Here is a 14802-nt window from a genome sequence, read left to right on the forward strand (position 1 = left end):
CGAGCAACTGGCTTACGTGATGTACACCTCCGGCTCGACCGGGGTGCCCAAGGGCGTGGCCGTGCGCCAGCGCGACGTGGTCGAGTTCGCCCGCGACCGCCGTTTCGCCAGCGGCCACGAGACCGTGTTGCTGCATTCGACCCACGCCTTCGACGCGTCGACCTACGAGCTGTGGGTGCCGCTGTTGAACGGCGGGCGCATCGTGGTCGCGCCTGCCGAGGCCAGCGACGGCGGCGACTTCCAGCGCCTGATCGAACGCTTCGAGGTGCGCAGCCTGTGGCTGACCGCCGGCCTGTTCCACGAATTCGCCGAGTCCACGCCCGAGCTGTTCGCCGGCCTGCGCCAAGTGCTGGCCGGCGGCGACGTGCTCTCGACCGATGCCATCCGCCGCTTGCAGGCGCGCCATCCGCAGCTGCGCATCGTCAACGGTTACGGCCCTACCGAGACCACCACCTTCGCCCTGACCTGCGCCGTGCCGACCCTGCAGCCGCAGGCGCGTTCGGTACCGATCGGCACGCCGCTCGACAATATGCAGGTCTACGTGCTCGACGATGCGCTGCAACCGGTGCCGGCCGGCGTGTCCGGCGAGTTGTACATCGCCGGCGCCGGCCTGGCCCGCGGCTATCTGCACCGCCCCGCGCTCAGCGCCGAACGTTTCATCGCCAACCCCTTCGCGACCGGCCAGCGCATGTACCGCTCCGGCGACCGCGTGCGTTGGCGCGGCGACGGCCAGATCGATTACCTCGGCCGCGCCGACCAGCAGGTCAAGCTGCGCGGCTTCCGCATCGAACTCGGCGAAATCGAGGCTGCATTGACCCAGGCCGGCTACGCCCAGAACGCGGCGATCGTGCGCGAAGACCGCCCCGGCCAGAAGCAACTGGTCGCCTATGTCGTCGGCGACGCCATCGATGACGAAGCGCTGCGCCAAGCGCTAGCCGAGCGCCTGCCCGAATACATGCTGCCGGCCGCCTTCGTCGCGCTCGATGCGCTGCCGTTGACCGCGAACGGCAAGCTCGACCGCAAGGCGCTGCCCGCGCCCGACTTCGCACCGAGCAACTTGCGCGAGCCGCGCACCGCCATCGAGTCCGCCTTGTGCGCCTTGTTTGCGCAGGTGCTCGGGCTGGAACGGGTCGGTATCGACGACAGCTTCTTCGCCCTGGGCGGCGACAGCATCGGCTCGATCCAGTTGGTCAGCCGCGCCCGTCGCGTCGGCCTGCGTTTCAGCGCCCGCGACGTGTTCCAGCATTCTTCGGTGCAGGCCCTGGCTCAGGTCGCGACGACGACCATGCTCGAAGCCGACGCGGTCGAGGTCGAAGCGCCGGTGGGTGCGTTGCCGGCGACGCCGATCATGCGCTGGTTGCTCGAACGCCAAGGGCCGTTCGACCGCTTCAGCCAGTCGATGCTGCTGCGGGTGCCGCCGCTGCGCCTGCAGCCGCTGCAGGCGGCATTGCAAGACCTGATCGATCACCACCCTGCCTTGCGCCTGCGCCTGGGCGCGGACGACAACCTGGAAACCCTGCCGCTCGGCAGCGTCGATGCCGAAACCTGCCTGCAGCGCGTCGACCTCGCCGGCCTGACCGGAGAGGGTCGCGAAACCATCATGCAGGCCGCCGCCGAAGCCGCGCAGAGCCGCCTCGCCCCGCGCGAGGGACGGCTGCTGCAGGCGGTCTGGTTCGACGACGGCGAGGACTCGCGGCTGTGGCTGGCGATCCACCATCTCGCGGTCGACGGCGTGTCCTGGCGCATCCTCGTGCCCGATCTGCAGGCCGCCTGGGACGCACGCGCCGAAGGCCATGCCCCGGCCCTGGAACCGGTGCCGACCTCGTTGCGTCACTGGGCCATGGCGCTGCCGAAGCTCGCGGAGGCGCGCCGGCACGAACTGCCGTTCTGGCAGGCCATGCAGGACGGCCACGACCCGCGCCTGAGCGCGCGTGCGCTCGATCCGCAACGCGACACCAGTGCCACCCAGCGCGGCCTGTGGCTGCGTCTGGAAGCGGATACGACCCGGCTGTTGCTGACCCGCGCCACCGAACGCATCCACGGCCGCATCAACGACGTGCTGCTGACCGCGTTCGCGCTCGCGCTGGCCGACTGGCGCCATCGCCGCGGCCTCGACGATGCCGACACGGTCCGCTTCGACCTGGAAGGCCACGGCCGCGAAGCCATTCTCGACGGCGCCGACCTGTCGCGCACGGTCGGCTGGTTCACCAGCCTGTTCCCGCTGCAACTCAGCTTGTCGCGCGGCGAGCGCGAGGCCGCCCTGCGCGGCGGCGCGCCGCTGGAGCGCGCGCTCAAATCGGTCAAGGAACAATTGCGCCGTTTACCCGACCACGGCATCGGCTACGGCCTGCTGCGCTATCTCAGCGACGCCGGCCGCGAGGCCTTGCAGTCGCTGCCGCCCTCGCAGATCGGCTTCAACTATCTGGGCCGTTTCAGCGTCGCCGGGACCGGTGCCCAGGAGCCGCACTGGACCCTGTCCGACGAGGCCGCGCTCGGTGGCGACGGCGACGAATCCCGTCCGCTGGCTCATGCGCTCGACCTCAACGCCAGCACCGAGGACGGCGCCGAGGGCGCGGTGCTCTGCGCCGGCTGGAGCTGGGCCGGCGAGCTATTCGAGGAAGACGCGATACGCGACCTCGCCGACACCTGGTTCGCGGTGCTGCGCCACATCGCCGAGACCGTCGCCGACACCGAGCGGCATCTGCTGACGCCCTCGGACGTGCCGCTGACCGCGCTCGACCAGGCTCAGATCGAAGCCATCGAAGCCGCCCGACCGCCGCTACTCGATCTGTTGCCGCTGTCGCCGCTGCAACACGGCTTCCTGTTCCACGCCGTCTACGACCAGGACGCGGGCACGCCCGCAACCGCGGCGAGCGACAGCTATGTGGTGCAGATGGCCTTCACCCTCGACGGCCCGCTCGACGTCGCTGCGCTGCGCCGCGCCGCGCAGTCGCTGTTGCAGCGCCATCCGAACCTGCGTGCGGCCTTCCTCCATCACGACCTGCCGGTGCCGGTGCAGGCGATACCGCGCGATGCGGTGCTGCCGTGGCGTTCGATCGCTCTGGAAGGCAGTGTGGACAGCCGCGCCGCCGAACTGGAAGGGCTGCTGCGCAAGGACCGCGCCCAAGGTTTCGATCTCGCGCACGGTCCGCTGCTGCGCTTCACCCTGGTGCGCGAACACGAGCACCTGCATCATCTGGTGCTGACCAATCACCACATTGTCTTCGACGGTTGGTCGCTGCCGATCCTGCTCGAAGAGCTGTTCGCCCTGTACGGCAACGGCGGCGACATCGACGCTTTGCCGCGAGTCGCGCCGTATCGCGATTACCTGGCCTGGCTGTCGGGCCGCGACCGCGGCGCCGCGCAACAGGCCTGGCGCGACTATCTCGACGGCGTCGACGAAGCCACCCGCGTCGCCGGCAGCGCAAGCGCGGAGGCTCGTACCGAGGTATTGACGCAGAGCTTGCCCGAGGCATTGAGCTGCCAGCTCGGCCATCAGGCGCGGCGTCTCGGCCTGACCCTCAACACCCTGACCCAGGCCGCCTGGGCCTTGTTGCTGAGCCGCATCACCGGCCGCGACGATGTGGTGTTCGGCACCACCGTGTCCGGGCGCCCGCCGGAACTCGCCGGCATCGAACGCATGGTCGGCTTGTTCATCAACACCGTGCCGGTGCGGGTGCGCCTGCAGTCGCAGCAAAGCCTGGAAAGCCTGTTGCACACCGTGCAGGCCGAGCAATCGGCCTTGCTCGAACATCAGCACCTGAGCCTGCCGGAGGTACAACGGCTGGTCGGAATCGGCGAGCTGTTCGACACCCTGACCGTGTTCGAGAACTACCCGATCGACGAAACCGCGTTCGGCGACGACGGCGCCAGCCTGCCGGGCACCGGCCTGCGCATCGGCCGCCACAGCCAGCACGGCGGCGATGCCTCGCATTACCCACTCGGCTTGGCGGTGATGCCGGGCGACGCCCTGCGCCTGAGCCTGAGCTACCGCAACGACGCTTTCGACGCGGCCCAGGCGACGCGATTGCTCGACGCCTATCGATGCATCCTCGAAGCCATCGCGCAGGACCCCGAGCGCAGCCTCGGACGAGTCGGACTGCTCGACGACGACGCACGCGAACGCCTGCTGCTGACCTATAACGCCACCGAGGCCGAAAGCACCGGCTGCACCGGCCTGCACGAATTATTTGAGGCCCAGGTCGCGCGCACACCGAAAGCAACCGCCCTGATCGGTGCCGACAGTCAACTCGATTACCTCGCCCTGGAACGTCGCGCGAACCGCCTCGCCCATGTGCTGATAGCGCGCGGCATCGGCGCGGAGGATCGGGTCGCGGTGGCCTTGCCGCGTTCGCCGGAGGCGATCGTCGCCCTGCTCGCCGTGCTCAAGGCCGGCGCCGTCTATCTGCCACTGGACCCGCGGCATCCGCTGGACCGTATCGGCCATATCCTCGGCGACGCACGACCGGTGCTGCTGCTCGGCGACGAGGCCTTCGTCGCTCGCCTGCCCACCTCGGGCCAAGCGACGCCGCTGCTCGCGATCGACGCGCCGACAACGCGTGAACTGATGCAGCTGGCCAGCGAACGCGCTCCGCGCGACGGCGACCGCCGCTGTGTCCTGCGTGCTCACCACAGCGCCTACGTCATCTACACCTCCGGCTCGACCGGGCAGCCCAAGGGCGTCGTGGTCGAGCATCGCCAGGCGCTGAATTCGATCCGCGCCCGTGCCGCGCGCTATGCGCCGCACCGCAGTGCGGTGTTGCTGCCCTCGCTGGCGTTCGACGCCTCGCTCGCGGCGGTCTTCGGCAGCCTCGCCATCGGCGCCAGCCTGGTCTTGCCGGCCAGCGGTCTCGAACACGATCCGCAGGCCCTGGCCGCCCTGGTCCAGCAACACGCGGTCGAGCAATGGATCAGCGGCCCGAGCCTGTATGCGGCGGCGCTGGAACATGCCGACGCGCTGGCCTCGTTGCGCAGCGTCGTGCTCGGCGGTGAAGCGATTCCGCCGAACGTCCGCCAGCGCCATGGCGAACATGCCCCGCTGGCGCGGTTGTATAACGAATACGGCCCGACTGAAGCGACGATCTGGTGCGCGTCGGCCGACGTCGGCGATGCCGATGCGAGCGAGCTGGGCTGCATCGGCGGGCCGATCGCCAATACCCGCTTCTACGTGCTCGACGCCGCGCTGCAACCGGTCCCGGTCGGGATCGCCGGCGAGCTGTACATCGCCGGCGCCGGCATCGCCCGCGGTTATTTAGGCCGCGCCGGCCTCAGCGCCGAACGCTTCGTCGCCAACCCCTTCGAGCCGGGTGCGCGCATGTACCGCACCGGCGACCGCGTGCGTTGGCGCGACGACGGCCAACTAGCCTACCTCGGCCGTGTCGACCAACAGGTCAAGATCCGCGGCTACCGTATCGAACTCGGCGAGATCGAGGCCGCACTGGCCCAGGCCGGCCACCCGCGCAATGCGGTGATCCTGCGCGAGGACCGGCCCGGACAGCAGCAATTGGTGGCCTATCTGGCCGGCGACCGCATCGATACCGCGGCATTGCGCGAGACCCTCGCCGAGCGCTTGCCCGACTACATGCTGCCGGCCGCCTTCGTGGTACTCGACCAACTGCCGCTGACGCCGAACGGAAAACTCGACCGCAAGACCCTGCCGGCGCCGGATTTCGCCACCGGCTTGCGGGAACCGCGCAATGCCCTCGAAACCCTGCTGTGCGAATTATTCGCGCAGGTATTGGGACTGGAGCGAGTCGGCATCGACGACAGCTTCTTCGCCCTCGGCGGCGACAGCATCGGTTCGATCCAGTTGGTCAGCCGGGCGCGCCGCGCCGGCCTGCGCTTCAGCGCCCGCGACGTGTTCCAGCAGCAATCGGTGCAAGCCCTCGCCCGCGTTGCCGTGAGCATCGTGGGCGTCGACGCGACGCCGGTGGAAGCGCCGGTCGGCGTGCTGCCGGCCACCCCGATCATGCATTGGCTGTTGCAGCAGGACGGGCCGTTCGAGCATTTCGCCCAATCCATGCTGCTGCAGGTGCCGCGCCTGCAACGCGAACCGCTGATCGCCGCGCTGCAGGACCTGGTCGACCATCACGATGCCCTGCGTCTGCGCCTGAAACCCGACGACGTACTCGAAATCGGCGCGGCCGGCAGCGTCGCCGCGATCAGTTGCCTCAACCATGTCGACCTGCACGGGCTCGACGCGCAGACCCGCGCCTGGACCATCAACCAGCACGCCCAGGCCGCGCAGCAGCGTTTGTCGCCGCGCGAAGGCCAGATGCTGCAGGCGGTGTGGTTCGACGACGGCGACGATTCGCGCTTGTTCCTCGCCCTGCACCACCTCGTGGTCGACGGCGTGTCCTGGCGCATCCTGATCCCGGACCTGCAAGCGGCCTGGCAAGCGCGCAGCGCCGGCCGTGCCGCCGAACTGGAAGCGGTGCCGACCTCGCTGCGTCATTGGGCGCTGGCCTTGCCGAAGGCAGCGACCCAGCGCAGCGGCGAGCTGCCGTTCTGGCGCTCGATGCTCGACGGCCTCGATCCGCCGCTCGCTACCCGAACGCTCGATCCGCAAGGCGCCACCAGCGCCGGCCGGCACAGCCTCGGCTTGCGCCTGGAACCCGAAGTCACCCGGGTTCTGCTGACCCGCGCCACCGAACGCATCAACGGCCGCATCAACGACGTCCTGTTGTGCGCGTTCGCGCTCGCCGTGGCCGAATGGCGCCAGCGTTACCTCGGTGTCGACCTCGACACGGTCCGCTTCGAGCTCGAAGGCCACGGCCGCGAGGCCATCGTCGACGGCGCCGATCTTTCGCGCACGGTCGGCTGGTTCACCAGCCAGTTCCCGCTGCAGCTGTCGCTGGCCGATATCGAACGCAACGCCGCGCTGTCTGGCGGGCCCGAACTCGAACGCGCGCTCAAGTCGGTCAAGGAACAACTGCGCCGCCTGCCCGACCAGGGCATCGGCTATGGCCTGCTGCGCTATCTCGACCCGGCCGCGGGTGCGGTCCTGGCGGCCTTGCCGGCGCCGCAGATCGGCTTCAACTACCTGGGCCGCTTCGCCGTCGCCGGCGCAACCGGGCAGCCGCATTGGGCGCCGGCCAGCGACGTCGTGCTCGACGGCCCCAGCGGCGAAGCGCATGGGTTCGCGCATGCGCTCGACCTCAACGCCACCACCGAGGATGGCCCGCAGGGCCCGGTGCTGTGCGCCGGCTGGAGCTGGGAGGCGGCGCGCTTCGACCAGATCGCGGTGCGCGACCTCGCCGAGACCTGGTTCGCGGTGCTGCGCCGCATCGCCGCCACCGTTGCGGCCGGCGAGCATCGCCTGCTGACGCCGGCCGACCTGCCGCTGGTCGCGCTCGACCAGCGCCAGATCGAAACCATCGAGACGACCCAACCGCGCTTGCTCGATGTGCTGCCGCTGTCGCCGCTGCAACACGGTTTCCTGTTCCACACCTTGTACGACGAACTGGCGCAGGACCGCTACATCGTGCAGATGGCCTTCACCCTGAGCGGACCGCTCGATGCGGCGCGTTTGCGCCGCGCGGCGCAGGCCCTGCTCGAACGCCATCCGAACTTGCGCGCCGCTTTCCTCCACCAAGGCCTGCGCGAACCGGTGCAGGCCATCCCCTGCGAGGTCGAACTGCCCTGGCAGGAGCATGCGCTCGACGGCGACGCGACGAGCCGCGAGGCCGCGCTCGAAAGTCTGCTGCTCGACGACCAAGGTCGCCGCTTCGAGCTCGGCCGCGGCCCGCTGCTGCGCTTCACCCTCGTGCGCGATGGCGATGGCGATAGCGATGTCATGCGCCACCACCTGCTGTTCACCAGCCACCACATCCTGCTCGACGGCTGGTCCTCGCCGATGCTGTTGCAGGAACTGTTCGCCCTGTATCGCAACGACGGCGATGGTGCGGCCTTGCCGCAGGTCGCACCGTACCGCGACTACTTGAGTTGGCTGTCGACCCGCGATCGCGAGCGTTCGGCTGCGGCCTGGCGCGAAGCCTTGGCCGGTCTCGCCGAGCCGACCCGCCTGGTCGCGGCTTCCACCGCGGCAACGGTGCCGTCGGCGCTGTCGATGAGTTTGCCGGCCGCGCTCGGCGATGCGCTCGCGCTGCGGGCGCGGCGCCATCAGTTGACCCTCAACACCCTGGTCCAGGCGGCCTGGGCGATCGTGCTGGGGCATCTGACCCGTCGCGACGACGTAGTGTTCGGCGTCACCGTGTCGGGACGCCCGCCGGACGTCGCCGGCATCGAGCGCATGATCGGCTTGTTCATCAACACCGTGCCGCTGCGCCTGCAACTGCGGCCGCAGGAAAGCCTGCTGGGCCTGTTGCAGCGCCTGCAACTGCAACAGTCGGCCCTGCTAGAACACCAGCACCTGAGTCTGGCTGAGATCCAGCGCATCGGCGAGCTCGGCGAGTTGTTCGACAGCTTGCTGGTGTTCGAGAACTTCCCGGTCGAGCCCTCGGCGGTCGGTCGCGGCGACGACGAGCACGACAGCATCGAGATCGTCCTACGAGGCAATCACGGCGCCGCCGCGACGCATTACCCGCTAGGACTGTCGGTGACGCCACCGGCACCGGGGCAACCGCTGCACCTCGATCTCAGCTACCGACCGGACCTGCTCGACGCAGAACGTGCGCGCGCCATCGCCGGTCGTTTCGCACGCGTGCTGGAAGCGATCGCACAAGCGCCGGACACCCGCGTCGCCGCTCTCGATCTGCTCGACGACGACGAACGCGAGCAGGCGCTGCAACGCAACGACACCGCGCGTGCGGTGCCGGACGCGACCGCGATCGCGCTGTTCGAGGCCCAGGCAGCGCGCACGCCGGAGGCGGTGGCGCTGATGTTCGGCGAGCAACGCATCGCCTATGCGGAACTCGACCGCCGCGCCGACCGTCTTGCTCGCCGCTTGCAGGCCGAGGGCATCGGCCCGGACAGCATCGTCGGCTTGTGCGTGGAGCGCTCGCCGGAGGCGATAGTCGGCCTGCTCGGTATCCTGAAGGCCGGTGGTGCCTATCTCGCGCTCGACCCGGACTACCCGCAGCAACGCCTGGCCTACATGCTCGGCGATGCGCGACCGGTGGCCGTGGTCACCCAAGCGTCGCTGCGTTCGCGCCTGCCGGAGTCCTCGGCACGGCCGATCCTCATCGACGGCGAAGACGCCACTCCCGAGACGCCGGTGCGCGGCACCCCGCATCCCGAGCACCTGGCCTATCTGCTCTACACCTCCGGTTCGACCGGCAGGCCCAAGGCGGTGATGGGCACGCATCGCAACGTCGCCTCGCGCCTGCATTGGGACGTCGAGCTGGACGGCGCAGTCGAGGAGATCTACGCGCAGAAGACCACGGTCAACTTCATCGACGTGCTGTGGGAACTGTTCATGCCGCTGATCCGCGGCCAGCGCGTGTTGATCCTGGCGCGCGAACAGGCCACCGACCCGGAGCGCCTGATCGAGGCGTTGGCCGAGGCCGGCGCGACCCGGATCGTGCTGGTGCCGTCGCTGCTGCGGGCGATGCTCGACAGCGGCGTCGACCTCGCCGCCCGCCTGCCGAAGCTGTATTACTGGTCGTGCAGCGGCGAAGCGCTGAGCTTCGAGTTGGCCAACCGCTTCAAGGCGGCGTTGCCGCACGCGCGCCTGCTCAACATCTACGGCACCTCCGAGTTCTGGGACGCGACCTGCTTCGAAGCCCGCGCCGAAGACAGCGGCGATCACGGCGTGCCGCTGGGCCGTTTGATCGACAATATGCGTGCCTACGTGCTCGATCCATTCCTGCGTCCGGTGCCGGTCGGCGCGCCCGGCGAGCTCTACGTCGCCGGCAGCGGCCTCAGCCGCGGCTATCTGCGTCAAACCGGGCTCAGTGCCGAGCGCTTCCTCGCCAATCCGTTCGAGCCGGGGGCGCGCATGTACCGCTCCGGCGACGTGGTGCGTTGGCGCGAGGACGGCGAACTGGAGTACCTGGGCCGTGCCGATCATCAGCTCAAGATCCGCGGTTTCCGCATCGAGGCCGGCGAGATCGAGGCCTTGCTCGCCGCCGACGACGCCGTCGCCCAGGCCACGGTCAACGTGCGCGAGGACCGGCCTGGGCAGCGGCAATTGGTCGCCTATCTGGTCCCGGCCGCGGGCCGCAGCCCGGATACCCAGGCCTTGCGCGAAGCGCTCGCGGCGCAGTTGCCGAGCCATATGCTGCCTTCGGCCTGGGTGGTGATTGAACGCCTGCCGCTGCTGCCGAACGGAAAAATCGACCGCAAGGCCTTGCCCGCCGCCGACGCGCCGGCACGCCGCGCCGCCGGCACGCCGCAGCAACAGGCCTTGTGCGCGCTGTTCGCCGAAGTGCTGGAACTCGACGAAGTCGGCATCGACGACGACTTCTTCGAACTCGGTGGCCATTCGCTGCTCGCGCCGCGCCTGATCGGCCGAATCCGCAGCACGCTCGGCGCCGAACTCTCGACCCGCATGCTGTTCGAGACGCCGACCGTCGCCGCCCTGGCGCAACGCCTCGCCGAACCGCTGCAGGCGTTGTCGTCGCTGCAGCCGTTATTGCCGATCCGCAGCCAGGGCGAGCTGCCGCCGCTGTTCTGCCTGCACCCGGCCGGCGGCCTCGGCTGGTGGTACAGCGGCCTGGCGCGGCATATCGACCCGCAGCGGCCGATCTACGCCTTGCAGGGGCGTGCGCTCGTCGACGGCACAAGCTTGCCGGCACGATTGGAAGAAGTCGCCGAAGACTGCCTGGCGCAGATCCGCGCGGTGCAGCCGCAGGGGCCGTATCACTTGCTCGGGTGGTCCTACGGCGGCGTGCTCGCCTTCGAGATCGCCCAGCGTCTGCAGGAAGCCGGCGAACAGGTCGCGCTGTTGGCTTTGCTCGACAGCTATCTGCTCACCGCCTTGCCGCAGTTCGACCCGGCCGCGAACGACAAGCCGCGCGCGCGCATCCTGCACGAGTTTCTCGAACACAGCGGTTGCGACCTCGCCGGCTACGACGCGGCGGTGCCCGACTATGCCCGCGCTGCGCAGTTGCTCGACGGCAGCATCTATTCGGGCTTCGACGCCGGCCAGCTCGAGCGTTTCATCGCCGCGACCGCCAACGACGTCGCCCTGCTCGGCCGCTATGCACCGCGCCGGCGACTACAGGGCGAACTGGTCTATTTCAACGCCGCCGCCGGCAAGGGCGACGGCAACCCGGGGGCGGCCGAGTTCCGCGCCCAGGTCGACGGCCGCGTCCACGTCCACGACATCGATTGTCGCCACGACGAGATGGCGCATCCGCAGCACCTGGCCCGGATCGGCCGGGTGCTCGCGCAGCGCTACCGGATCTGAGCGATGAGCTTCCTTCCCTCGATTTTCCCTTTGACCTGATACGAGACAGCGCACCATGACGCGGTTCAATTTCAACGGTCGCAAGACCCTGCCCTCGCGCGGACTGGCCTGGAGCGAGTTGCAGGAAACCATGTCCGATCTGCGCAGCGGCGACGCCGACTGGCGCCACGGCCGCACGCCCTTGCACGTCTATTACGCCGGCGAAGACGTGCTCGACGTCGCCCGCCAGGCCTATGCGATGTTCATCAGCGAGAACGCCCTGGCGCCGGCCGCGTTCCCGAGCCTGAAGCGGATGCAGGACGACATCCTCGACATCTCGCTGTCGCTGCTCGGCGGCAACGGCGATGCCGGCGGCACCATGACCTCGGGCGGCACCGAGAGCATCATGCTGGCGGTGCGCAGCGCCCATCGCGCCTTCCGCGAGCGGCGCCCGCAGGCGCGTCCGCACCTGCTGCTGCCGACCAGCGCGCACCCGGCCTACGACAAGGCCGCCGACCTGATGGGCCTGGAGGTGGTGCGGGTGCCGATCGGCGTCGACTACCGCGCCTGCGCCGACATCCTCGCCCAGCACATCAACGACGACACGATGATGATGGTCGCTTCGGCGCCGTCGCTGCCGTTCGGCACCATCGACCCGATCGTCGACATCGGCCGGCTGGCCCTGGAACGCGGGGTCTGGCTGCACGTCGACGCCTGCATCGGCGGCTTTCTCGCCCCGCACGTGGCCAAGTTCATGAGCGGCCTGCCGCGCTTCGACCTGAGCGTGCCCGGCGTGCGTTCGCTGTCGGCCGACCTGCACAAGTTCGGCTACACCGCCAAGGGCGCTTCGGTGATTTTGTACGCCGATGCCGAAGACCAGGAGCACCAGTACTTCGAATACTTCGACTGGCCCAAGGGCATCTACCGCACCGAGACCCTGACCGGCACCCGCCCCGGCGGCGCCGTCGCCGCGGCCTGGGCGGTGATGCATTACCTCGGCGAAGCCGGCTACCGCGCGCTCGCGCAACGCGTCATGCACATCCGCGACCGCTACATCGAAGGCATCGATCGCATCCCCGGCCTGCATCTGCTCGGCCGGCCCGACCTCAGCGTGATCGCCTTCACTTCCGACCGCTACGACATCCACGACGTCGGCGACGCCATGGAAGCGCGCGGCTGGTACATCAGCCGCTTGTCCAACCCGGCCGCGCTGCACATGACGGTGACCCCGGGCCACGACCAGGGCGTCGACGATTACCTGAGCGACCTGGAACGTTCGATCCCGCAGGCGGACCGGCCGGCCCTGCGCTCGCAATCGCGGACCGTGGTCACGTACTGAGCAGGGCGACGCTGAGGATCATGCGCGATCGATCCGATCGGTAACCCAACAACGGCATCCTTCCACCCTCGGGAGCGGCGGCCCCGCACGGCACGTCCCCCTTCATCGCAACCGCAAAGCAGGAGCACGACATGAGCAATCCTTTCGACGACCCCAACGGCAGCTTCCTGGTCCTGGTCAACAACGAGAACCAGCATTCGCTGTGGCCCGAATTCGCCGAAATCCCGGCCGGCTGGCGCAGCGTGCACGGCCCCGGCGCGCGCCAGGCCTGTCTGGACTACATCGAGACGAACTGGACCGACATGCGTCCGGCCAGCCTGATCAAGGCGCAGGAACAGCACGCGCATTGAGCGCGCACGCGATCGGACGCTCCGGCCCTCGGCCGGATGCGTCACGATCGTGAGGTCGATGGAAAGACGAGCGGCCGTCAGGTCTCGATGACGGCAAGCCGAGCGTCGAGACGATGCTTGAAGAGTGAGCGCTGGACCGCGCCAGCGCTCTACCAACCGGCGATCAGCTGCGCAGCTTCAGCGCCCGGTTGACGCCCAGCGCGGCCAGGGTGCAGATCGCGCCCGACAGCAGGTACACGCCGACGAAGGCCAGGCCGAAGTGCGCGCACAGGCCCAGCGCGACCAACGGCGCGAACGCAGCGCCGATCAGCCAGGCGAGATCCGATGTCAGCGCGGCGCCGGTGTAACGGTACTTGGAGCCGAAGTTGGCGGTCACCGAACCGGCGGCCTGGCCGTAGGACAGGCCCAGCAGGATGAAGCCGATCAGGATGAACACGTCCTGGCCCACTTCGCCGGAACCGAGCAGGGTCGGTGCGAAGCCGCTGAACATGGCGATCGCCGCGGCCAGCGCCGCGAGCGTACGCGGACGGCCGTAGCGGTCGGCGATCACGCCCGATACCACCATCGAGCCGCAGGCGAGCAGCGCGCCGACGATCTGCACGCCGAGGAACTGGCTCACCGACTGGTCCGAATACAACAGGATCCACGACAGCGGGAAGATCGTGACGATGTGGAACAGCGCATAGCTGGCCAGCGCGGCGAAGGCGCCGATCACGACGTGGCGGCCCTTCTGCTGGAACAACTCGACCACATCGGTGGGTTCGAGCTCGTGCTCGCCGAGTTCGCGTTCGTACTCGTGGGTCACCACCAGGCGCAGGCGGGCGAACAAGGCGACGACGTTGATCGCGAACGCGGCGAAGAACGGATAGCGCCAGCCCCAGTCGAGGAAGTCGCTCGGCGCCAGGCTGGTGTTGAGATAAGCGAACAGGCCGGCGGCGATGATGAAGCCGGCCGGCGCGCCGAGTTGGCCGAGCATGGCGTACCAGCCGCGGCGGTGCTTCGGCGCGTTGAGCGCGAGCAGCGACGGCAGGCCGTCCCAGGAACCGCCCAGGGCGATGCCCTGGCCGACCCGGAACAGCGACAACAGCGCGATCGAGAGCACGCCGATCTTGCCGAAACCGGGCAGGAAGGCGATGCCGGCGGTGCAGGTGCCGAGCAGGAACAGCGCGACGGTGAGCTTGGTGCTGCGGCCCCAGCGGCGCTGGATCCACATGAAGGCGACGGTGCCGATAGGGCGCGCAACGAACGCCAGCGCGAATATCGCGAACGACCACAGCGTGCCTTCGAGGCGGCCCAGGAACGGGAAGAACACCGTCGGGAACACCAGCGCCGAGGCGATGCCGTAGACGAAGAAGTCGAAGTACTCCGAGGCGCGGCCGATCACCACGCCGACCGCGATATCGCCGGGCGCGACCTCGGCATGCGAACCGGTGTCGTGCACCGAAACGGTCATGGAGGAATCCGGGTTTGCGTGATTGGGCGTATGCATCGTCGATTCGGTGTTGGGCGCCGCGGCATGGTCGTGGCGACCGGGCCTGGACACTGTGCCTAAACAGGCGGGTACGTTCAGTTAAATCACGTCCGACGGCGACGGAACCGGAAACGACGCCCCAGGCCCCAAATGCGGCAAAGGACGAGCGCCCGGCTACCGGGACGACGCTAGCTTCCCACCACCGGCGCGGCGCTGCCATAGGACAAAACGTCCAATCGTCGTCACAGTCCTGCGCCTCTACAGTGCGCGCATCGCCGCGACTGCCGCGGCCTCGATCGTGCTGCTTGCGCCTTAGATGACCGCCATCGAACCCCTGCTCCGCCCCTCCTCC

General features: G+C 69.1%; 4 protein-coding genes. 3 read left to right on the forward strand and 1 reads right to left on the reverse strand.

Going from position 1 to position 14802, the window contains the following annotated elements; genetic code table 11:
* Window positions 1-7 precede the first annotated feature (7 nt).
* The 3 genes from ACTOWK_RS18950 to ACTOWK_RS18960 all read left to right on the forward strand — a co-directional run bounded on the left by ACTOWK_RS18950 (window position 8) and on the right by ACTOWK_RS18960 (window position 12979).
* Complete coding sequence (locus ACTOWK_RS18950) at window positions 8-11311, forward strand: amino acid adenylation domain-containing protein (RefSeq protein ID WP_441331700.1); 11304 nt, start codon at window positions 8-10, stop codon at window positions 11309-11311.
* Between the two features lie 55 nt (window positions 11312-11366).
* Window positions 11367-12629: a pyridoxal phosphate-dependent decarboxylase family protein gene (locus ACTOWK_RS18955; protein ID WP_441331651.1), complete on the forward strand. Its 1263-nt coding sequence runs from the start codon at window positions 11367-11369 to the stop codon at window positions 12627-12629.
* Between the two features lie 131 nt (window positions 12630-12760).
* On the forward strand, window positions 12761-12979 hold the full coding sequence (locus ACTOWK_RS18960) for an MbtH family protein (RefSeq protein WP_441331652.1): 219 nt from the start codon (window positions 12761-12763) through the stop codon (window positions 12977-12979).
* A 163-nt stretch (window positions 12980-13142) separates the two neighbouring features.
* Here the strand turns inward: ACTOWK_RS18960 and ACTOWK_RS18965 are convergent, their stop codons facing one another.
* Window positions 13143-14432, reverse strand: coding sequence for an MFS transporter (locus ACTOWK_RS18965; RefSeq protein WP_408949881.1), 1290 nt, complete (start codon window positions 14430-14432; stop codon window positions 13143-13145).
* Window positions 14433-14802 lie beyond the last annotated feature (370 nt).

This window comes from Lysobacter sp. CA196 (assembly GCF_052078695.1).
Lineage (GTDB): Bacteria > Pseudomonadota > Gammaproteobacteria > Xanthomonadales > Xanthomonadaceae > Lysobacter.